The organism is Microvirga sp. 2MCAF38, assembly GCF_052115485.1.
In the GTDB taxonomy this organism is placed as follows: domain Bacteria; phylum Pseudomonadota; class Alphaproteobacteria; order Rhizobiales; family Beijerinckiaceae; genus Microvirga.
In genome coordinates, this window is record NZ_JBFRGU010000002.1 from 343,675 (window position 1) to 364,505 (window position 20,831).

General features: G+C 59.2%; 21 protein-coding genes and 1 tRNA gene. 10 read left to right on the plus strand and 12 right to left on the minus strand.

The genetic code is table 11. From position 1 onward, the window contains the following. The first annotated feature begins 93 nt into the window (after positions 1-93). Entirely contained in the window at positions 94-522 is a 429-nt protein-coding gene (locus AB4072_RS06040; RefSeq protein WP_441966236.1) for a VOC family protein, read from the plus strand. Positions 523-597: 75 nt separating this feature from the next. On the opposite strand, the gene AB4072_RS06045 is transcribed toward AB4072_RS06040, so the two are convergent. Next, entirely contained in the window at positions 598-1,311 is a 714-nt protein-coding gene (locus tag AB4072_RS06045) for a nucleoside deaminase (protein WP_441966238.1), read from the minus strand. Between the two features lie 150 nt (positions 1,312-1,461). Between AB4072_RS06045 and AB4072_RS06050 the strand changes: the two genes are divergently transcribed. Then, on the plus strand, positions 1,462-2,721 hold the full coding sequence (locus AB4072_RS06050) for an RNA polymerase sigma factor (protein WP_441966240.1): 1,260 nt from the start codon (positions 1,462-1,464) through the stop codon (positions 2,719-2,721). A gap of 18 nt (positions 2,722-2,739) precedes the next feature. Here AB4072_RS06050 and AB4072_RS06055 read toward each other — a convergent pair whose 3' ends face one another. The 3 genes from AB4072_RS06055 to AB4072_RS06065 form a co-directional block, all read right to left on the minus strand. After that, positions 2,740-4,287 carry a hypothetical protein gene (locus AB4072_RS06055; protein ID WP_441966241.1) on the minus strand — a complete coding sequence of 516 codons (1,548 nt, stop codon included), beginning with the start codon at positions 4,285-4,287 and terminating at the stop codon, positions 2,740-2,742. 228 nt (positions 4,288-4,515) lie between these two features. Further along, positions 4,516-5,541, minus strand: a complete 1,026-nt coding sequence (locus AB4072_RS06060) for a hypothetical protein (RefSeq protein WP_441966243.1) — start codon at positions 5,539-5,541, stop codon at positions 4,516-4,518. Positions 5,542-5,605: 64 nt separating this feature from the next. Beyond that, positions 5,606-5,995 carry a hypothetical protein gene (locus AB4072_RS06065; RefSeq protein WP_441966245.1) on the minus strand — a complete coding sequence of 130 codons (390 nt, stop codon included), beginning with the start codon at positions 5,993-5,995 and terminating at the stop codon, positions 5,606-5,608. Positions 5,996-6,269: 274 nt separating this feature from the next. On the opposite strand from AB4072_RS06065, the gene AB4072_RS06070 reads away from it, so the two are divergent. Both AB4072_RS06070 and AB4072_RS06075 read left to right on the plus strand, forming a co-directional pair. Next, positions 6,270-6,662: a hypothetical protein gene (locus AB4072_RS06070; RefSeq protein ID WP_441966246.1), complete on the plus strand. Its 393-nt coding sequence runs from the start codon at positions 6,270-6,272 to the stop codon at positions 6,660-6,662. Between the two features lie 173 nt (positions 6,663-6,835). Beyond that, positions 6,836-8,032 (plus strand): GGDEF domain-containing protein, encoded by a 1,197-nt coding sequence (locus tag AB4072_RS06075; protein ID WP_441966248.1) that lies wholly within the window; start codon positions 6,836-6,838, stop codon positions 8,030-8,032. Between the two features lie 30 nt (positions 8,033-8,062). On the opposite strand, the gene AB4072_RS06080 is transcribed toward AB4072_RS06075, so the two are convergent. After that, positions 8,063-8,764, minus strand: coding sequence for a winged helix-turn-helix transcriptional regulator (locus AB4072_RS06080; protein WP_441966250.1), 702 nt, complete (start codon positions 8,762-8,764; stop codon positions 8,063-8,065). Between the two features lie 61 nt (positions 8,765-8,825). Between AB4072_RS06080 and AB4072_RS06085 the strand changes: the two genes are divergently transcribed. Together AB4072_RS06085 and AB4072_RS06090 are read left to right on the plus strand one after the other, a co-directional pair. Continuing rightward, on the plus strand, positions 8,826-9,254 hold the full coding sequence (locus AB4072_RS06085; protein WP_441966251.1) for a VOC family protein: 429 nt from the start codon (positions 8,826-8,828) through the stop codon (positions 9,252-9,254). Between the two features lie 262 nt (positions 9,255-9,516). Continuing rightward, a complete protein-coding gene (locus AB4072_RS06090; RefSeq protein WP_441966253.1) occupies positions 9,517-9,873 on the plus strand; it encodes a DUF1428 domain-containing protein in 357 nt (118 codons plus the stop codon). 242 nt (positions 9,874-10,115) lie between these two features. Here AB4072_RS06090 and AB4072_RS06095 read toward each other — a convergent pair whose 3' ends face one another. The 4 genes from AB4072_RS06095 to AB4072_RS06110 all read right to left on the minus strand — a co-directional run bounded on the left by AB4072_RS06095 (position 10,116) and on the right by AB4072_RS06110 (position 13,158). After that, positions 10,116-10,364 carry a hypothetical protein gene (locus tag AB4072_RS06095; protein WP_441966255.1) on the minus strand — a complete coding sequence of 83 codons (249 nt, stop codon included), beginning with the start codon at positions 10,362-10,364 and terminating at the stop codon, positions 10,116-10,118. Between the two features lie 845 nt (positions 10,365-11,209). Then, positions 11,210-11,677, minus strand: a complete 468-nt coding sequence (locus AB4072_RS06100; RefSeq protein WP_441966256.1) for a DUF192 domain-containing protein — start codon at positions 11,675-11,677, stop codon at positions 11,210-11,212. Next, on the minus strand, positions 11,677-12,294 hold the full coding sequence (locus tag AB4072_RS06105; protein WP_441966258.1) for a cold-shock protein: 618 nt from the start codon (positions 12,292-12,294) through the stop codon (positions 11,677-11,679). The genes AB4072_RS06100 and AB4072_RS06105 overlap by 1 nt, the downstream gene beginning before the upstream one ends. A gap of 108 nt (positions 12,295-12,402) precedes the next feature. Next, complete coding sequence (locus tag AB4072_RS06110; protein ID WP_441966260.1) at positions 12,403-13,158, minus strand: SIR2 family NAD-dependent protein deacylase; 756 nt, start codon at positions 13,156-13,158, stop codon at positions 12,403-12,405. Positions 13,159-13,217: 59 nt separating this feature from the next. Here AB4072_RS06110 and AB4072_RS06115 point away from each other — a divergent pair, with 59 nt between their 5' ends. Further along, a complete protein-coding gene (locus AB4072_RS06115; RefSeq protein ID WP_441966262.1) occupies positions 13,218-14,195 on the plus strand; it encodes a DUF1624 domain-containing protein in 978 nt (325 codons plus the stop codon). Here AB4072_RS06115 and AB4072_RS06120 read toward each other — a convergent pair. Continuing rightward, on the minus strand, positions 14,192-14,413 hold the full coding sequence (locus tag AB4072_RS06120) for a hypothetical protein (protein WP_441966264.1): 222 nt from the start codon (positions 14,411-14,413) through the stop codon (positions 14,192-14,194). The two genes, AB4072_RS06115 and AB4072_RS06120, sit on opposite strands and share 4 nt — an antisense overlap. Between AB4072_RS06120 and AB4072_RS06125 the strand changes: the two genes are divergently transcribed. From AB4072_RS06125 to AB4072_RS06135, 3 genes are all read left to right on the plus strand, one after another. Continuing rightward, positions 14,412-15,038, plus strand: a complete 627-nt coding sequence (locus tag AB4072_RS06125; RefSeq protein WP_441966265.1) for a 2-dehydro-3-deoxy-6-phosphogalactonate aldolase — start codon at positions 14,412-14,414, stop codon at positions 15,036-15,038. The genes AB4072_RS06120 and AB4072_RS06125 overlap by 2 nt on opposite strands. 10 nt (positions 15,039-15,048) lie before the next feature. Beyond that, on the plus strand, positions 15,049-16,302 hold the full coding sequence (locus AB4072_RS06130; RefSeq protein ID WP_441966267.1) for a YbfB/YjiJ family MFS transporter: 1,254 nt from the start codon (positions 15,049-15,051) through the stop codon (positions 16,300-16,302). A gap of 559 nt (positions 16,303-16,861) precedes the next feature. Continuing rightward, positions 16,862-18,328 (plus strand): hypothetical protein, encoded by a 1,467-nt coding sequence (locus AB4072_RS06135; RefSeq protein ID WP_441966269.1) that lies wholly within the window; start codon positions 16,862-16,864, stop codon positions 18,326-18,328. A 74-nt stretch (positions 18,329-18,402) separates the two neighbouring features. Here AB4072_RS06135 and AB4072_RS06140 read toward each other — a convergent pair whose 3' ends face one another. Both AB4072_RS06140 and AB4072_RS06145 read right to left on the minus strand, forming a co-directional pair. Beyond that, entirely contained in the window at positions 18,403-20,544 is a 2,142-nt protein-coding gene (locus AB4072_RS06140; RefSeq protein WP_441966271.1) for a cadherin domain-containing protein, read from the minus strand. Between the two features lie 211 nt (positions 20,545-20,755). After that, positions 20,756-20,831, minus strand: a tRNA-Glu gene (locus AB4072_RS06145).

A 20,831-nucleotide genomic window follows, 5' to 3' on the forward strand; every position in this document is an offset into this window, starting at 1 on the left:
CCGGAGTGCGGCCCCCGCTTGCCGTGCACCGATAAGAGCAAACCGATACTCACGCTCTGACGCTCGGTCGGGGCATACCCAAAGGGACCCTCAATGCCCAAGATGATTTTCGTGAACCTGCCGGTGAAGAATCTCGCCGCCGCGACCCGTTTCTATCAAGCAATCGGGTGCGACAAGAATGACCAGTTCAGCGATGAGAACACAGCCTCGATGGTCTGGTCGGACACCATCACCTTCCACCTTCTGACACACACCTCCTTCTCGACCTTCACGGCGAAACCTATCGCCGACGCGCACAAGACCATCGCCATGCTGATGGCCCTGTCGCGCGACAGCCGCGAAGAGGTGGATGCCATCGTCGAGGCTGCGGCGGCTGCCGGTGGCAAGGCCGACATCCGCGAGCGCCAGGACCTGGGCTTCATGTACGTCCGCACCTTCGAGGATCCCGACGGCCATGTGTTCGAGCCGGTCTGGATGGACGTCGCCGCGGCGATGGCCGGGCAGCAAGCCGTACCGGCCTGACGACGCCAGGCGCAAGGAGAAAAACCAAGGGTCGGCTTGCCCTGCGTGCCAGCCGACCACCGCAACAATCCTCGCTCAGTAAGGGTGTCGGTCTTTCTTGTTGGTCCACGCTTCATAGGCTTTCAAACCGGTCGCACGCTCGAAGCCAGGCGTCACCGCGATGCGCCGTTGATCCCACGGCTTGACGAAATCTTCGTATTGGAAGGCGTCGTCGAAACCGATCTCGCTCGTGTCCTCGAGGCTGGCGGCGAAGTAGACGTGGTCGATACGGGACCAGTAGATGGCGCTCATGCACATGGGGCACGGCGCGCCGTTGATATAGATATCGCAGCCTTTCAGCATGCGGGCACGCTCGGGCACGGGATCCGGAGAACCGGGCTCACGCGGAATCATCTCGAGGATCGTTCCCTTGCTGTAGTCGCTGCCCAGAAGCGCCTTGGGATTGAGCCGCGCCGAGGCATCCATGATCGCGGTAACTTCGGCATGATAAACCGGGCAGCCGGTGAGGAGCACGCGGTTCTGACCGCGCCCGATAATCTCGCCGTCCTTGACGATGACGGCGCCAAATGGCCCGCCCCAGCCTTTCTCGACCGACTCGATAGCGAGTCTGGTCGCCTCGGCCATGAATTTGCGCTTATCGCTCTCCGAAGCCTCCTTCGTGACGGCCTCGCCCGCTGCACTCGCCGGCCTCGCAAGAGCAACGGTTGTGGCGGCACCCGCCGCGAGACTGCGGACAAGGAAGCGACGCCGGTCATCGGAGACAGGATCATCACAGCGAAAGCGTGACATGGATTTTCCTACAATTAACGCAAGGGAAGCTTAAGAATACATACTTCACCTTGGCTGGATAGAGAATTTTTGGGTAGCCGCCTCCTCGTTTCGCAGGACCGAAATCCGCCATTGCTTGCCTCGCTCCTCGCGCTCCCATAAACCGGAGGCGTGGCGACCGACACCCATCACGCAATCGAGACGGTCTTCCGGATCGAACAGGCCAGGCTCATCGCGGGCCTGGCGCGGATGGTGCGCGACGTCGGCGTGGCCGAGGAGCTGGCGCAGGACGTTCTCGTGACCGCCCTCTCCGAATGGCCGAAGACCGGGATCCCGAGAAATCCCGGCGCATGGTTGATGGCCACGGCCAAGCGCCGGGCCATCGACGGGATCCGTCGTGACAGGATGCTCGCGAAGAAACACGCGGAGATCGGTCGGGACCTTGAGGACGAGCGCGACACCAGCGTCGAGGCCATTGAGGCCGCCATGGACGACGACCTCGGCGACGAGCTTCTGGGCCTGATCTTCACCGCCTGCCATCCAGTCTTGTCTCGCGAGGCACGAACGGCCCTGACCCTGCGCCTGATCGGCGGCCTGACGACCGACGAGATCGCCCGCGCATTCCTGTCCAGCGAGGCCACCATCGCCCAACGCATCGTCCGGGCCAAGAAGGCGCTCGGCAAGGCTCGCCCGGCTTTCGAAGTGCCACGCGGCGAGGAGCGGATGCAACGCCTCGCCTCGGTTCTGGAGGTCATCTACCTGATCTTCAATGAAGGTTACGCCGCCACCGCTGGCAAGGACCTGACCCGTCCCAACCTTTGCGCGGAAGCCCAGCGCCTGGGCCGCATTCTCGCCGGCCTAGCCCCCGACGAGCCCGAGGTCTTCGGCCTCCTCGCCTTGATGGAAATCCAGGCCTCGCGCCTTTCCGCCCGCCTCGGCCCGGATGGCTCACTGGTTCCCCTGCCTGAGCAGAACCGTGCCCGTTGGGACCAGTTGCTGATCCGCCGGGGCCTCGCTGCCCTGGAACGCGCCGAGGCACTCGGTGGCGCAAACGGCCCCTATGCCCTGCAAGCGGCGCTTGCCGCCTGTCATGCACGTGCCCACAAGGCCGAGGAGACGGACTGGAAGAGAATTGCAGCACTCTATGACACCCTGCGTGAGAACATGCCCTCGCCCGTGGTCGATCTCAACCGGGCCGTGGCCCACAGCATGGCTTTCGGCCCGGAAGCCGGTCTGACGCTCTTGAGCGAGATTGATCAGGCCGCTTCCTTACGCAACTATTCGTCGCTGCCGGCAGCAAAGGGAGATTTTCTATTCCGAGCGGGTCGATTTGCCGAAGCCAAGGATCAGTTCCAGCGCGCGGCTGCGCTTTCCCGAAACGAGCATGAAAAGGCTTTTCTTCTCAAGCGTGCAGCGGCCTGCGACGGCTGAACACAATCAAAGATTGTTCTAAGCCATTCTCACGAAGCCCATATTGTCACCGATAACGGTTGTCGGGCCGATGGGCAGCGGCTCGGGATTGCTGAGATCGAGCTGGACGAAATCGAGTTTGTCTTTCCATGCCTTTTTGAGGAAGTCGCCGAAGGCGTGAATCGTGAGTTGCTCCCCAGGACACCGCCGGTAGCCGAACCCGAAAGGTGCGAAACCGGCATAGTCGCACACCGGAAGCGGCTTGTTGTCGATCTTGCCGAAGACGGTTCCGAAGGCGCTGTTTTCCATCGATCCCTTACGACCGTCATTCAGGTCGAAACTCGTCTTGTCGAACGGGCATTTTGCAAAGCCCATGGAAAGCGCCTTGGCTTCGTCGATGTCCTGACTCGTGGGCTCGTGTTCATAACGAGACGGATCGAATTCGGCAGGGTTCGTCCAATGCACCGGATCCTTACTCGTCGACGTATGCGGCGTCACCATGTAGCCATGACGCTCGAAATACGGCGGTCTGGTTTCGCTGAGAGCGGAAATGCTTCCACCATTGGGTGAAATGGTGCGGAACAGTTCCATGGTGAAGCGCTCCAGCGGCGTGAACGGCGCGCCATTGGCGCTGTCGAAATCGCTCTCCATGGTCTTCTTGAACCATGACCTGACGGCCGAATCTCCCGTGCCCGAGCCGAGCCTCAGCATGATGTTGTAGAGCGTGTTCCCCCACTGGCTGAACGCCACGAAGTTATGGAAACATTCGAACACCACATCCTTGGGGGCGAAGTATTCTCCATCTCCCGCGTTCTTGATCCAGTACCAGGCAAATGTCCCTTCCGGATTCTGGATCTTGCCTGCTTTCATGTCGGAGATTTTCTCCGCGATCCACTCCTTGAGGTACGCGAGGTTCGAGCGCACCGTCATGTAATTCTCGTACACGATCCGTTGCGTCGGATCGCGATAAGCGAGAACCGTGTTGAAGCTGTTCCCGATCTGGCGCACGCGGTCGGGGATCTGGTCATGCGATACGCCGAGATGGAGATCCCAATAGAGATCCCAATAGGCCTCGAGATAGGGCCGCATTAGCGGCTTTTTGGCGTTTGCATCCGACATGAGCTTGTCGAAGAACGCAACAACCTTGGGGCCGTATTTTTCCCGATAGAGATCGGGGGTCACAGCCGACATGTAAATCCGCTTTCTGCGATTGTCCGGACCGCGCTTTTCAAGCCCTTGCAGAAACACCGTCACGCCGTGTTCCGGATCAGGCTGCCACGTCTCACTCAACAAGCCCCAAAGGTCATACGGCAGAGCGTTTTCCTTGGTGAGCTCCACCCCGATCATAGGCAGCATCGGCTGCTCCCCATGATAGGTGCTCACTAGAAAATACGGGACGATCACATGCTCGAAATAACCAGGGTCGAAATCTCTCGCGAATTGCGCTCGCAGACGCGCCGCAGCGGATGCGACGTCCGCTGGTGAAAGAGGTTGTCCCGCAGCAGGTGGCGATTGTGGAAGAGCGGCGTTTGTGGACAGAGCGACAGCGGCGGTAGCACCACCGGTCAAGAACGTACGTCTTTTCATGATGGGATCCTCTGGAACGAACGAGAAGTTCAAATTTCCGTCGAAACGCCTGCCAGTCGAAACGCATGCAATGACTGTAGAGCTAGTCTGATCCCTCTTTTAGGCAAGGCCACATCGCCTCGCTCTTCGCCTCCGAATGAACCGCTCAGTTCCAGCGACTTCTTGACGATCCGTTCCAAGTCCATGCCTGGATTGAAAGTCTTTACCTGCCTTGAGGCAGTGAGCCTCTTACGACCCCTTTCGAAGCTGGATGATACGCTCGATCCAGGTTACCGCGCGGCCGAGTCCGAGCGTCGACATCAAGGCGTGGAATGGTGTCCGGTTGCCGGAGGATGCGCCGCTCGGGCCGCTCGCCTTCAACCAGGGGCGCCGCCCCGTGCGGATCTGTCTCAAGTCGATGTCCTTGAAGCCGAACGGAGGCACGCAAGGCGTGGCATATCCCGGATAACCTGAAAATCCGACACGGTCGGGAGGCAATACGTAGCCTACCTCGCGTTTTTCCGTTTCGGGAAATGTCCTTCGATAGAGATGGTTGTCCACCACTGTGCCGAGATACTGGCCGTTGAGATCGACCGCGTCATCGTCATCCCAAGGGAACCAGCCGATCCAGTTTCCTTTTTGATCGAACAGGTAACGGTCGTTTGGAGTGCGACGGAAGGCGATCCAATCCCCGGATGACGCAAAATAATGCTGCATCCCGGCGGGCACTTCCCCAACCCATCGGGAATTGAGCTTCATCGGCTCGGCGGGTTTGAGCAATGGCTCGACATTCGCGTTATCGACAGCCGCCTGATCGAACGCCACAACATCTTCTGTTCTGCCGGGCTGAGGCGGGCGCGGCGGTTGCGATTTGTTTCGAAGCCGCTTGAGGGGCAGACGCGTGTGGGTGGAAACCCAGCCGATTTCCCGGCGCTCGGGCACGAGATAAGCCCGCTCCCCTTCCATCCTCTCGATGCGGCAAGTGATCGTTCTCTTGTCACCGGGGAAACGGTATTCAACCGTTGCTCCGACCTGCAACTGAACGCCATCGACCAAGACAGATACCGTTTCTGCGAGACTTCCAGACGGCAAGTCGTCATCCAGCGAGACTCGATCCGTGACCTTGGACCGTTCGACGGCTTCGACAATAAGCCGCGCAACTTCGCGGTGACGTTGACCGACAGGTCTCGCTTCCGATTGCGCCCGCTCCGGATACCAGGTGCCACCTATCTTGGTGAGCAACTCCGCGACGAGTTCGACTTCCTCTTTGGTCACTCTGCTTTCCCCACTGATGTTGACGCTGTTGCGCGTCGAGCCTTCCAGGCTTCTCGATGGCGAGTCAGGATGCCAATTCAGTCGTGCTCGGCGCGAGCGTCTGGAGCGACACCCAACCGACATTCGGCTGCACGGGAACGAGATAGACGCGACCATGATCCATGCCCTCGATGCGACAGGTGATCGCTCTCTTTTCGCCCGGCGGGCGATACGCGACCGTCACGCCCACATAGAGCTGGTCATCCTCGGCAAAATTGAACGGTTTGCTGTCTCGCGTACCGGCTGAAGCGTCCTGCTTCTCTGCGTCACGTTCAAGCACACCAAGGATGAGACGAGCCGCGTCGCGATGCCGGTTGTTGACGGCTCGCAATGCAGGCCGCGTCCGTTCCGGATAGGACGAGCCGCTGATCTTTGCGAGCAACTCGGCGACAAGTTCGATTCTTTCTTCACTCAAAGCCCAGCCTCCCCCGACATGCCCTAAGGGAAACTACAAAACTTCTCCCAAGAACGCCACAGCTTGGAAGGGGTAACCCCTCCCTCTCGCCGTCATTCCGGGGCCGCGCAGCGGAGCCCGGAATGACGGAGATTGAGGTCCCCGAGAGACTGCATTCCCAACACACCGGGCTTCAATACCCGCCTCCGAAATCGGGAACTCCCGCATCACTTCGCGCGAAGGTTGCATAGACGAAGCGTATCTGTGATGAATAAATCCCCGGAGGATTCATCGCATGACTTCCGACACCAGGACTTGCCCCCGCTGTGCTCGAACGGTGAAAGCCGAAGACTTGGTTTGTCGATACTGTCACCACGATTTCGAGGCGGCGGCGGCCTTCGTTCAGAGCAGCGGAATGGGAAACTCCATCCTCAAGATCGTTGCGCTCATTGCCATTCCGGTGGTCGGTTTCATGATTTATCTGATCGCGGAGGAGGTCAGTAAAACCGAGCATTATGCAACGAGCATGGGCATGTCCGTTTCGGAATGCCAGACGCACGAACTGGCAACTGGACGCGACCACAGTTTGGCCGAGAAATTCTGCAGCCGCCAGGTTCCGAAAACAGGGGGACTATTCTGGACGTCGCCCCCATCGGGCTCCGGCTTTTCACACCCACCGAAGCCCTGATTTGTCGATCGCGCGACGTCCCGTATCCGTTCTCTGTTGATTTAATTCCGCGACAGCGCCATAACGCAACGTTACGGCATGCCGAAGTTTAGACATTCGACGAAAGTATCGCGGAAAATTGCGACGGTCCAACAACTCCCCCAGAGGCTGGCCGAGATCAAGATATACAATAAATGAAACTTGATTTTTTCACGCTCTACTTAGTCATCCTGCTCAACTCGGTCATGCTTTGCATCGTATGGGCAGGATTTTGCTATATTCATCAAAATATTCATGGCGCGCGTTTCTTGCTGGCGGCGTGTCTGCTGACCACGACAGGCGGCTTGTTGCTGGCGTTCGAGCACACGCAATATGCGCGCGTTTTCAGCATCGCGGGAAATGCGTTCGTCATTTTCGGATTTTGCATGGTGTGGACGGGCGTCCGATGCTTCTACGGCATGCGAGCGCTGTGGCGCGTGAACGCGCTCGTCATGCTCGGCGGCATCGCCGTGATGATCTTCGCGGGCGATGATCGCGCAAGCCAAAATGTGAGTTATGCGATTGCCCAGCTGGTTCCCATGAGCCTGGCCTTCATCGTCCTGATCGGCCATGGCCGAAGTCTCGGCGGCATTGTTTCTGCCTGCGCGCTCGCTGTTGCAATGGCGGGACAGGGAACCGAGACGATCCTGAACATCGCGAGGCTGACCGGCGCTCTTTCGACCGAACGATACTACGATGTCGCGTCATACCTGCTCGTTGCCGTTATTTTTGGCGCGAGCCTCTGGAATCTCGGCTTCTTGCTGCTGGCAATCGACCGTTTGCGCGCCGAGCTCGCCCAACTCGCGAGGCTCGACGATCTGACCGGGCTGCCCAATCGGCGCAGCCTTTTGGAAATCGCGGATCGTCGCCTCGCCCGCGCCCGTCGAAACGGTTTGAGCCTGGCGCTGCTGTTGATCGATGTCGATAAATTCAAGGAAATCAACGACACCTTCGGGCATGCGGCGGGTGACGCCTGTTTGGTGCACTTCGCGGATACGGTTGCCGACAAACTCGGCTCAGGCCAGACCCTGGCAAGATTGAGCGGGGATGAATTCGGGATTGTCATGATCGACGCTGCGGATGAACACGCAACGGCGATAGCGGATGAGTTGGTCCGGCTGGTTGCGACCACCCCATTCTGCTGGCGCGGCAAGACGATCCCGCTTTCCATCAGCATCGGCGTGGCGGTGTGGCACGAAGGCGTTACGCAGACGCTCTCGGCTCTCTTCGAAGCGGCGGATATCGCCCTCTACGAGGCGAAACGGCGCGGCCGCAATGGCTATGCGGTGGCGCACAAACTCCAGCAGCCGATCGCCTTGGTCAACGCTCGTTTGCTGTCAGCTTCGATTTGATCGGAATTCGACGCGACCGACGGATTAAACTTACCCCGCCCGCCCCGCCTTCGATGGCAGCGGGAACAGGGTCAGGAATGTCTTGGCGAGTTTACGGTCTCCCGTGGTCTTCACGACGCCATCCGCCTCCAACGCTTCGAGCGGCTCCCCCGTATAGATGGCGCGGGCGATCTCGGGGGCGGTTCCGGTGAAGATGAGGTCGGCTTTATCGAGCGGTCCGCGGGCGATCTCGATCCGGCCTTGCGCCAGATGTCCGAGGAAGGTCTCCTCGCCAACATGGAAGCCGATACGCGCGTCGATGCCCTTGGACCTTTCAGGGGCGAGCATCGTGCGCATCGACAGCATCAGGGACACGCTGCTGAACGGCAGGCTTGGATCATGTATGGGCGAGCGCGCCGCCCAGCGGCCGAGAACTTGGAAGATCGGCTCGCTCTCGTAGCCCCATTCCGTCAACTCATAGACCTGGCTCGAGGCGGGCGGCGGCAGCTTGCGACGCACGAGCACGCCGACCTCTTCCAACCCTTCGAGACGCTGGGTCAGCACGTTGGCGCTGATCCCCGGCAGGCTCCCGCGCAGGTCGCTGAAACGCTTCGGCCCCAGCATCAATTCACGCATCACCAGGAGCGCCCAGCGCTCTCCGACCAGATCGAGCGCATGAGCCGCAGCGCAGGCATCGTCATATTGGCGGCGAGACCGAGGCTCCATCTCAGTAGTAATTTTTTCTAACTTCATGGTTGCTATGGATAACTTTTTGGGGAATCCATGTCAAACCAATCACGGGAGGAGATAACTCATGCAAAAGCTGATCTTTGTGAACCTGCCAGTCAGCGATCTCGAGCGAGCCACGGCGTTCTACGAGGCGGTGGGCGCTCATAAGAATGAGCAGTTCTGCGACAACACGGCGTCGTGCATGGTGTTTTCCGAGACCATCCACACGATGCTTCTGACTCACGACAAGTTTCGGCAGTTCACGCCGAAGAAGATCGCCGATGCGCGGGAGGTCAGCGAGGTGCTGATCTGCATCTCCGCCGACAATCGCGCGGCTGTCGACGAGATGGTCACCAAGGCGGCGGCCGCTGGCGGCAAGGTCGATCCCGGCCCGAAGCAGGATTATGGTTTCATGTACGGGCGCAGCTTCGAGGATCTGGACGGGCACATCTGGGAGGTCATGTGGATGGATATGGCGGCTGTCGCTGCAGCCGGTGAGATGACGCCAGCCTGATCCTCGCCCTCCTCTCACGAAGCGATCCTTCCAACAAAGGACGCTTTCACCGCCGGGTGGATTCCGCAGGACCCATTCATGGTCGTGATCGTTACCTTCGAGCCGGAGGAGACGCGGATCCGCTACAGCGCCGCGTGCGGCATTGAACGAAGGACGCTGAGGATGGACCACCGTCGCGAGGCAGCTTGCGGAGCTCGCCGAAGAGCGCGCTCCCATGCAGGCGGCTTGACTCCGCCTAAGAGCAACCAGATGGAGAAAAACGATGAGCTATATCGACGGTTTCGTCATTCCCGTGCCTGCCGATAAGAAGGAAGCTTATCGCGCGATGGCCACCAAGGCGGTTCCGATTTTCAAGGAACATGGCGCGACCCGCGTCGTCGAATGCTGGGGTGACGACATCCCCGACGGCAAGGTGACGGATTTCAAAGGCGCGGTGAAAGCCGAACCCGGCGAGACCGTCGTCTTCTCCTGGATCGTCTGGCCCTCGAAAGAGGTCCGCGACGAGGGCAACAAGAAGGTCATGGCCGACCCGCGCATGAAAATGGTGGAAGACATGCCCTTCGACGGCAAGCGTATGATCTATGGCGGGTTCGAACTGCTGCTCGACAGCAAGCGGTGATTGGGGAGCGGCGACACGCTGCCATTAAGCACAGCCCTCCCACCCGTCATGGCTGAGCCTGTCACCGCAATCCGGCTTCAGCTTATTCCATGAGGAAGTCGGCAATGGCCGACTTCCGCCATCCGCGGCTCTCTCCAAACCGCGCACCCAAGTCCAAGCCGTGGATTGCGGATCAAGTCCGGCCGTATCGGTGAAGTGTGAGGGAGCGCCTCTCAATAGAACCCACAAAATGCTTGTGGCGGCTAAACACGAAGCTTCTTGAGTTCGCGCATAAGACGCGCATTCTCTTCCTTCAATTGCCGGATCCGTGACTCCGCGGCCTTGGCGTGATCGATGCCCCACTCGTAGACGGTCCTGACAATCACATCGCCCTGCTTTCCCGACGTCTTGGGGCTCAGCAGATCCCACCATGTCGTGCCCAGCCCCTTGACCAACCGGTGAGCCGCAAGAGCCGCCGAGGCTCGCTCGCCTGGATGATCGGAACCGAGCATTCCCAGAATCCTGGTCAGCTTGATGAGTTGTCCTTGCCGCATTGCACCCCCGGATATCGCCCAAAGGGGGATCTAAGGATCGTTGTAAAAGTCTGACAGGGGCAAGCGCGCATCCTTGGCTTGTCGCAGGATGGGTTGCTCAATCACGACGATAATGTAATATGATTGGCGTTGGGCATGAATGGCCCGACCATCCCCAAAAATCATCCAAAAACGCTCCATGCCCCCTCCGCTCAGCCAGCGGTCGCGCGTGTGCGCTCAATCTTCGCATCCCGAGGCGCGGGTGTATGACGATCGATGCGCAGGAATGACACGCGCTCTCCTGGTCATTTCAAAGCCGCAAAGCAGAAGCCAGGAATCGGGGCATCTTCCCTGCGAAAATGTAGCGACAGGCAAGTGATCGCTACATCGCGCGTTGACAAAATTCGCTACTTTATGTAGCTATTCATCATCTAATGGATGGCGGTCATGGCGCTCAACACAAGGAGAATTTCTATAGCAACGACAAGGCACTGGCCGTCGCGCACCCCTTCAGGCCCTCGAAAACCCGGCTAACTGGCGCGACCCCACACGCTCGCCCTGTGGCAATACGGCCCTTTCAATCCCCATGCACGAAGCAGGAGCTTAAGCCCATGTCGAACCGCGATATGCGAAGCCGGCAAGTCCGCTCTGTCATCGAACGCGCCAATTACGACGCTCGTGCCCGCCCGGTGACCCTACCGTCTCTGCGTTCCTGCTACGGCGGGCAGACTGTCACGTATCTGGAGGGTCGGCTGCGCATCGAGGCAGAGACCTCTTCTGTAAATAAAAACTCTTCTCTCGACAGGCGTTAAAGGCGAGACGCGTCAGCGCTTGAACAGCGGGTGTTCCACCTTGTCGCCGGCCTTGATTCCGAGTTTTGCCGCAGTTCCTGCATTTAGCTCAAGCACGGCGAGCACAGGTTCGCCCGAAGAAATCGTTCGGGTCGACAAGGGTTCGGTATTGGCCGCGATCCGGGCGATGGTTCCGTCCGGGCGGATGAAGAGCATGTCGAGCGGGAGGTAGGTGTTCTGCATCCACATGGAGACCGGCTCCACGCGGGCGAAATCGAACAGCATGCCCCGGTCGGCCCCCATTGAGCGGCGGAACATCAGGCCTTGGGCCCGGTCGGCATCGTTGCGGGCGACCTCAACCTGGAAGCTCTGCCGCTGGCCGCCCTGAGTGAGAATGGAAAGCTGCTCGAAAGTCTGAGCCTGGCTGTGGCCGACCGTCAGGAGACTCGCTCCGAAGACGATCAGGAAGAGCGCGACAATGCGCTTCGCAACGAACGCCATCAGTGCGAGTGCGGCAAGGTCATGTCAGCCAGGCGAACCTCAGCGGCCATGAGGCCTTTCGATCCGTCGCCGAAACGCACCAGGACACGGTCGCCGGGCTTCAACTCAGCAATGCCGTAACGCCGCAATGTCTCCATGTGCACGAAAATGTCGGGTCCGCCCTCGCCTTGTGACAGAAAGCCGAAGCCGCGCAGCCTGTTGAACCACTTCACCACAGCCGGTTCGAGCCCGCTTGTCGGCGTCACCTGCTCATGGGTCCGCGCGAGCGGCAGCTCAGAGGGGTGAAGGGCGGTGGATTGATCGAGCGACACGACACGGAAAGCCTGGAGTCCGCGGGGCCGCTGGACGGCCTCCACGACAATCCGGGCGCCCTCGTTCGCGGCCTGATACCCGTCACGGCGCAGGCAGGTCACGTGGAGAAGCACATCCGGCATGCCGTTGTCGGGAACGATGAAGCCGAAGCCTTTGGCGACATCGAACCATTTGATGTGGCCGGACACCTGAACCAGGTCCAGAGGCTTCTCCGCCGAGAGGTCCAGGCTCGTTTCGCGGTCCTGGTCGAAGGAGCCCTCCGCCCTCCGCGAATTAAATGAATTTGAACCGAAATCGTTGGACATGAAGAAACCCGTACTCGAATCAAGGGCACGATTCTTAATGAGAAGATAACACCGTCCTGAATCCGGAAAAGCCCGAAACGACAATTTATCGTCCTGATCGTTACCGCGCTACCGTACAAACGATTCCAGAACCGGCCCAATTTCCGCGTGAATGACGAGATCGGCCACCTCATCGAGCGGGGTTTTCTCGCGGTTCAGAATGATGAGTTTCGCGCCGTTTTTCTTTGCCAGCAAGGGCAAGGACGCCGCCGGATAAACCACCAGCGACGAGCCGACGACAAGGAAGAGATCGCAATCGGTCGCCAATTCATGAGCCTTTCTCATCGCATCGACAGGCATCGCCTGCCCAAACGAGATGGTCGCGGATTTTAGTACGCCACCGCACATTTCGCAGACCGGGGCAGCGCCACGCTGCTCAAAAATCGTGCGTATCGGCGCCAGCTCATGGCGCGTGTTGCATTCGAGACAGCGTGCATAGGTGCCATTGCCATGAAGTTCGACGGTTCTCTCCGCAGGAATGCCGGATTCCTGATGTAGCCCATCAATGTTCTGGGTGATGACGGCCGTCATCTTGCCGACCGCCACGAGTTCGGCAAACGCGCGATGACCGCGATTGGGTTTTGCCTCGCGATAGAGATCGTCCATCGTGAACTTGCGCCGCCATGCCTCTTGGCGTGCGGCGGGACTGGCGACGAACAGATCGAACGGGATCGGTTTGTTACGCATCCACGGGCTATCGGGCGAGCGGAAATCGGGCACGCCGCTTTCGGTCGAAATACCGGCACCCGTGAAGCCGACGACGGCGCGCGCCTCGGCGATCATGTCCTGCAATTTTGCAATTTCATCTTGAAGTTGATCCGTCATGGCAATTGATATGGGGGCACACCTGCCCTACGCCATCCCGTGTAACAGGATCGAACATTTTGAAAGTTCAGCCCTCGTCTCAGGCGATCGCGTCCCAGCGTTGGGATATGATCGACATCGCCCGCGGCCTCGCGATCTGCGCGATGATCGTCTATCATTTCAGTTGGGATCTCAGTTACCTACAGCTGATTGCGACGGATATCGTTCAAGATCCCGGCTGGCGTTGGTTCGCACGCTCGATTGCGGGATCGTTCCTGTTTCTCGTGGGCATAGGCCTCGCTCTCGCACATGCACGCGGCTTCAACAGGGTCGGGTTCCTGTGGCGACTTCTGCGCATCGGCGGCTCTGCGGCGCTGATTACGGTCGCCACCTATTTCGCCTTTCCGGAAACGTATATTTTCTTCGGCATCCTGCATTGCATTGCTGTGTCGAGCGTGTTGGCCCTGCCCTTTCTGCGTGTGCCGATCTGGTTGGTGCTCGCGGCGGCGGCGGCATGTTTCATCGCGCCGTTCGTCTTCACCAGCCCGAGCCTCGATGCGCCGTGGCTGGATTGGCTCGGTCTTGGATCATTCGAGCCATCGGCAAACGATTATGTGCCGATCTTCCCATGGTTCGGGCTCGTGCTCATCGGTCTCGGCGTCGGCAAGATGTTGCTGGTATGGCCAGGATCCATGGATATCGCGCGCTGGAAAGCCGTGAACGTGCCTTCACGCGGTCTGATCTGGGCCGGGCGCAAGAGCCTTCCCATCTACCTAATCCACCAACCGCTGCTGCTGGCTCTCCTCTACGGCGTGCTGCAGCTCACAGGCCCCAACCCGATCGCCCAAGCGCAACCGTTCCTGTCTCAATGTGAAGCCGATTGCACGGCCAGCAAGGCTAACGCCGCTCTTTGCCGGGCCACCTGCGCCTGCGTCGCCACGAATTTGCGCGGCACTCCCGTATGGTGGAAGCTTCTGGCAGATCAGCTCGAAGCGGATGATCAGATCCAGGTTTCGCGAACCATCCAGCAATGCCTTCGCGTGACGCCGCCGAATTAAACCTGCAGCGAGAGCGCAATCGTAACGGCCACCGCACATCCTACAAAGGAGACGAGCGGAAAGCTCAACGCGTCAAGTTCGTCGAACTTGCCCGCGAGCGTTTGAAGGCGCATGACAGCCATGTCGCGTGAAGGTGATGCGGTGTCGGTGAACACAAGATAGCCTTCGCAGCCAATGAAGCCGGGCTTAAGCCCGGCGCRCGACGGAGGCTTCGCCATGCTTCAGGATTATCTCAAGGATCTTCCCCTCGTCGCCATTCTGCGAGGCCTGACGCCCGATAACGCCGAGGCCGTTGGGATGGCGCTTGTCGATGCCGGTTTCGGGATCATCGAAGTTCCTCTGAACTCGCCTCACCCGTTTCGCAGCATTGAAATCCTGGCCAAGGTTCTGCCGAAAAACATCCTCGTCGGCGGAGGAACCGTGCTCGACGTAGCCTCCGTGGATGGCGTTCGGGATGTCGGCGGCCATCTCGTCGTCATGCCACATGCGGATACGGAGGTGATCCGCCGCGCCAAAGAACTTCGGATGATCTGCACGCCGGGCGTGGCAACTCCGACGGAGGCATTCGCGGCGCTGAAAGCCGGTGCGGATGCGATCAAGATTTTTCCCGCAGAAGCCATTCCGCCCTACGTGATCAAGGCGTGGCGCGCGGTGCTTCCCCCGGACACCATCGTCCTGCCGGTCGGTGGCATCCGGCCGGACACCATGCGGTCCTATGTAGAGGTGGGAGCGAACGGCTTCGGCCTGGGCTCGGCTTTGTTCACACCGGGCATGCCGGTTGACGAAATCTCCCGCAACGCCCGCGCCTTCGCGAGGGCCTGGAGCGAACTGAGAGCAAGCTAGAGTCGTTTTCATGGACGCTGTCTCACTCTCGCCCAAGATCGCCGGGCGGCACGCCTCTCCGCTCAAGATCGCCTTCGGCGGCATGGCCGCGCTTGCGGTCGCCATGGGGATCGGGCGTTTCGCGTTTACGCCCTTGTTGCCCATGATGCTGAACGATCGGGTAGTGGATTTGCCATCCGGGAGCTGGCTCGCGACGGCGAATTATGTCGGCTATCTGCTGGGGGCTTTGCTATGCACCGTTCAGCCTCGAATTTGGGCCGGCAATCCGCGCCTTCCGGCTATCGCCAGCTCGACATTCGTGCGCGCCGGACTAGCGCTGACGGTTCTGCTGACCTTGGGCATGGCATTCCATGCTCCCGGTCTCTGGCCATTGCTGCGGTTTCTGTCGGGCGTGGTGAGTGCGGTCGTCTTCGTGTTCACGTCAAGCTGGTGCATGGCACGCCTCGCCAAGGCTAACGCCTCGCCGCTCGGTGGTCTGATCTTCGTCGGCCCCGGCGCAGGCATTGCCGCATCGGGCCTTCTCGCAAGCGCCATGGTCGCGTTGCATTGGACGGCGGCCACCGGCTGGCTGGTCTTCGGAGTGCTCGCCGCAGCGTTGACCGCCCTGGTCTGGCCGATCTTTCAAGGCGCAGACGACTCTCGCCCACTCGTCCCGGTCGGATCCGATGGAGGCGCGCGCTCTCGGGGAACGGCTGAACTTGCTTTCCTCACCTTCGCCTACGGCCTTGCCGGATTCGGATACATCATCACCGCGACGTTCCTGCCTGTGATCGCGCGCGAGGCTCTGCCGCCGTCTCCATGGCTCGATATGTTCTGGCCGATTTTCGGGTTGGGCGTGATGAGCGGCGCTTTCCTCGTGACGCGGATCCCGTCCCGGTACGATTATCGCTATCTCCTGACAGGTTGCTACGTGTTGCAGGCCGCCGGAATTCTCTTGAGCCTGTGGCTTCCGAGTTTGAGCGGGTTCGCACTTGGCAGCCTTCTCCTCGGCGTTCCCTTTACGTCCATCACGTTCTTCGCTCTGCACGAAGTCCGCCGCCTGAGTCCCACGAATGCTGCAAGCATGATGGGCTTGCTCACAGCCGTTTACGGCATCGGTCAAATCGCGGGTCCGCCCCTGACGACCTTTCTTCTCGATCATACAGGAACCCGCGCGGAAGGATTCGGCCTGGCATTGGAGATCGCAGCCCTCGCTCTCGCCACGGGGGCGGTCATCTACCTCGCCCTGACGCGGGCTTATCCGCTTTCGCGAGCGGGGCGTTAGTCCACGCTTCGCGCGAGACACCAGAAACCGTTTCCTCGAACCGCCTTTTCTCACGGGCCGCGCAAATGCTTGCGCAGCCCCGAAGCATTGGATGTAGAAGGACGGCGTTCCTCTACTTAGGAAAATAGAATTAATACAACAACTTCAAGAAACACATTTTGGTCACAATGCATTGCCAAGTTGAATTGACGCACATGAGAATAATATCTCGGGCGTATCAAATTGGGGGAATGTATAAATATGAATATTTATATTCATCTAAATCATCATATGCCTGCAATATTACAATTAAATTCAGAATCAGATAAAATATCAGCACGCATATCTTCTACAGCACATCGCGAACGCCCGGCGATTTAAGCCAATAGTAAAATAGCGCCCTCGCGTTTCATCCCTCCGGCTCTCAGTCGGTTTCATTTCCAGCAGTTGCCTCACCGCGTTCAATCAAGGCGGGCCCATGTCAGCGGCTCGTGCCTTTCCATCGAGTTGGGGCATTCCACCCGACTTTTCTTCAAACCACCGTCGCGTTTTCCAGTTCTAAAAAAGGGGAAAATTCATCATGGCCGTTACACCGACCAAAACTCTTCAAGGCTTCCCGGATGCAAAGAGCACCGGCGTTCCGGATGGCGTAAAACTCACGCCGCAATCCGGGGATTTGACCATCACGACACCGGGCGCCGTCATCGACGCGCGCGACATCAAAGGGACCGTGTGGATTCTGGCTCCGAACGTGACGATTCAGAACAGCCGCATCACAGCGACCGATTGGACGGCTGTCTGGATCAAGCCCGGCGTCACGGGCACCGTGATCAAGGATTCCGAAATCCAGAACATCGGAAGCAGCAAAGACGGCGCCAACGGCATCGTCGGTGAAGGAACATTCCTGCGAAACGACATCTCCCACGTGGAGAACGGCTTCAACATATTCGGGCCGAGCGTCATCCAGGACAACTACATCCACGATATGTACGCCCCCAACGTGCGTATCGGAACCGTGTGGGGAGGCCCGCACTACGATGGCGTCGAGATCAACGGTGGCCATGACATCTTCATCAAGCACAACACGATCATCAACGACAACAACCAGACCTCCGCGGTGATGATCGATAACGATGGAGCGCCTGTCTCCAACATCCAGGTGGACGGCAATTACCTCGCCGGAGGCGGTTACACCGTCTACTCGGACGGCAGCTTCAGCGGCGGGTCGATTACGGGCGTATCGTTCACGAACAACTATCTCGGCGAAGGCCAGTGGGGCTACTACTACTTCAAGGGTAACAGCCCGACGGTCTCCGGCAATGTGGAGCTGGGTTATACTTGGCCCACGCCCGTCTCGGGCTCCACGACTCCGACGCCTACTCCCGACCCGACGCCCACGCCCGGCAAGATCGTCGGCACCAGCGGCAATGACGTGATCAAGGGCACGGCTGGCGCGGACACGATGGAAGGTCTTGGCGGCAATGACACCTATACCGTCAACCACACCGGCGATATCGTCATCGAGGCCGCCGGCAAGGGCACCGACAAGGTCGAAAGCACCATCAGCTACACGCTGACCGCCAATGTCGAGAATCTCCAGCTCATGGGCACGGGGAACATCAACGGCACCGGCAACGAGCTGAACAACACCATCACCGGCAACGACTCCGCCAACGTCCTGAAAGGCGGCGCGGGCGACGACACGCTCAACGGCTGGGGCGGCAAGGATACCCTCTACGGCGGCGCCGGAAAGGACACCTTCCAGTTCAGCTCCGTGCACAGCGCCAACGGCGACAAGGTGATGGATTTCGTCCACGCAGTCGACAAGCTCGACTTCAGCAAGATCGACACGAATTCCAGCAAATCGGGCGATCAGGCCTTCATCTTCGACGGCTACAAGACCGGCAGCCAGAACGGCCATCTCTGGGCCGTCGAGGACACCGCCGCCAACGTCACGCACATCTACGGCAAGGTCGACAACTTCGTCTTCCAGGTAGACCTCGCCGGCACGAAACTCGCGCTCGCGGCCTCGGATTTCTATCTGTAAGCCGGTTCAGACCACTGCCATCGTTCGCGGCTCGTCAATGTCTTGATGAGTCGCGAACGATCTTGTCTTTCGCCTCAGATGACGAAGAAGTCCTTGTTCGTCATCTTGAGGTTCTTCGAGAGGGTCGCGATCTGGACCTGGGCGGCGCCGCCTGTGCCATCGGCATCGTAGTAGAGCGCGCCCTTCTTCTTGTCGTAGATGATCCGGTCATCCGCATCGTGCGTCTTCGCGCCCACGTAGAAGGCGTCGGCTTTCAACACGCCCTTCTTGGCGATCGCCCGGAAGATCGATTTGGCGAGGTGAATCGTGTCGTCCGCCACCGAGAAATCCGTGATCGTGTCGACGTTGGTGCTCTTGTTCGGACGCGTGTCGAAGACAAACACGTCCTGGCCCGTGCCACCGGACAAAGTGTCCTTGCCGAGACCGCCATAGAGCTTGTCGTTGCCAGCCTCGCCCTTGAGCACGTCGTTGCCGGCCGCACCATAAAGAACGTCGTTGCCGGCTTCGCCCGTCAATTCGTCGGCACCACCTGTGCCGAAGAGAGTCAGCGGGTTCGCTTCCACCACATTGGTCACGCCGAAGGTGAAAGCCTGCACCGTTGAAAGGCCGAACGTATCCTTGGCGGTCACGGTGAGACTGTGGCTCGTCTTGGTCTCATAATCGAGCGCACCGGTCAGGACGAGGTTGTTGCCGTCGATGCGGAACGGGCCGTCCGTGCCTGCCAGCGTGTAGGTGAGCGCATCGCCATCCGCATCCGTCGCGCGCAGGGTCGCCACAATGGTGCCTGTAAGAGCGTCTTCAGCCACTTGCGTCGTCGACAGAGCGAGACCGGTCGGTGCGGTGTTCCAGAGCGCGACAGTCTTGTCGGTGAATTTCAACAGCCGGACATCGCGCAGAAGATCGGTGCCGTCGGGGCCTGTCACCGTGAACGTGCCGTCGCCATTTTTGGTGACCTGCGACTGCGTCGCCGTGCCGGAGAAGATCGCCGTATTGATGCCGGTGCCGCCATCGAGCGTGTCGTCGCCGAGGCCACCGTTGAGCGTGTCGTTGCCGCCGTGGCCGGTCAGGATGTTTGCAAGGTCGTTGCCCGTGAAGTGATCCGAGCCGGATCCGCCTTCGAGATTTTCGATGGAGATCAGGGTATCGAGGCCGTAACCCGTGTTCTGTGCCTGGCCTTGCTTGTTCAGATCGACCACGGCACCGATCATGTCGGAGAAAAGAGCCGTATCGGAACCACCGCCGCCGCCGAGCGTGTCGTTTCCTAAACCACCATCGAGCGTGTCGTTGCCGGAAGACGTCCCAATTGAATTGTCTCCGGCATTACCTGTCAGGAAATGATTGCCGGAACCGGCAGCCGTCACATTTTCAACATTCAGGATTGTCTTGAATCCTATTCCCGTGTCTTGAACATTCGTGACACCAAGCTTCAATCTGAAGCTCGTATTTCCGCTGAGCAGTTGGATCGTATCGATCCCAGCCCCAGCGTCGATAAAGTCATCGCTCATCCCGACGAGGATAGCGTCGTCGCCGCTTCCGCTCCAAAGCGTGTTCGTACCGGATCCCATGGAAATGGTGCTGTTGATAAGGATCCCGTCGCGGTTGTCAAAAATGTCGTCACCGTCCCCGAGGCTGACGTCGCCTTTGATAATCCCACGATTCACAACTGTATCGCCCCCCTGGGATCCCTCTATCGCCCGTTGAAAGTTAACACCGCCGCCGAGAATCTTGCCGATGTTAACGAGCTTGGTAGATCCAGGTCGCGGCAGTTCCGGATCAACCGCCATTTCAAATGCGATTGCGATGCCTTGCTGACTGGAAATGGTTCCGTCATTGAAGACATCAATAATGAAGCCCTTCAGGCGCGCACCTTCATGCCTTCCGCCAAGAAACCCGCTGTTCTTGAGGCCTTGATAAGAGAAAGGATCGCCCGCCAAATAGAGCCCTTTCTCCTCCCCGTAGACAGATCCACCAATTCCGATCTCGATATTGCTGTCCCATCCGGCCGCATAAATTCCCCATTGCTGCGCGGAGACGCTGCCCAGGACCGTAGCGTTCAGGTTGCCCACTGGGGCGTGGATGCCATTCGCGCCATCGCCTGTCGCCGACAGCGATCCATTGGCTTCGATCAGATAAGTACCGCCATTCGCTGCGACGGACGCGTGCGCTCCGTTTGCTGTCTGTGTTGGCTGAACGGAATTGATAACTGTAAGGGACATGAACGGTTTCCTTGATGAATGACCGTTTCATGCCACGCATGACGTTACGTCTCCCCCGTCGAACGATTAGGTTTGAAATGCGGGAATACTGAATGCTCGGACAAGCGCTTCCTGATGAAGCGTCGTAATCCGCGCTGCAAAGGCGTTCATGAGTATATTTTGACGAGCATCGGATGGCCGAAGCCAAGATCAAGCTAAATACTTGAAAGAATGGCGCGCCCTACGGGACTCGAACCCGTGTTTTTGCCGTGAAAGGGCAACGTCCTAGACCGCTAGACGAAGGGCGC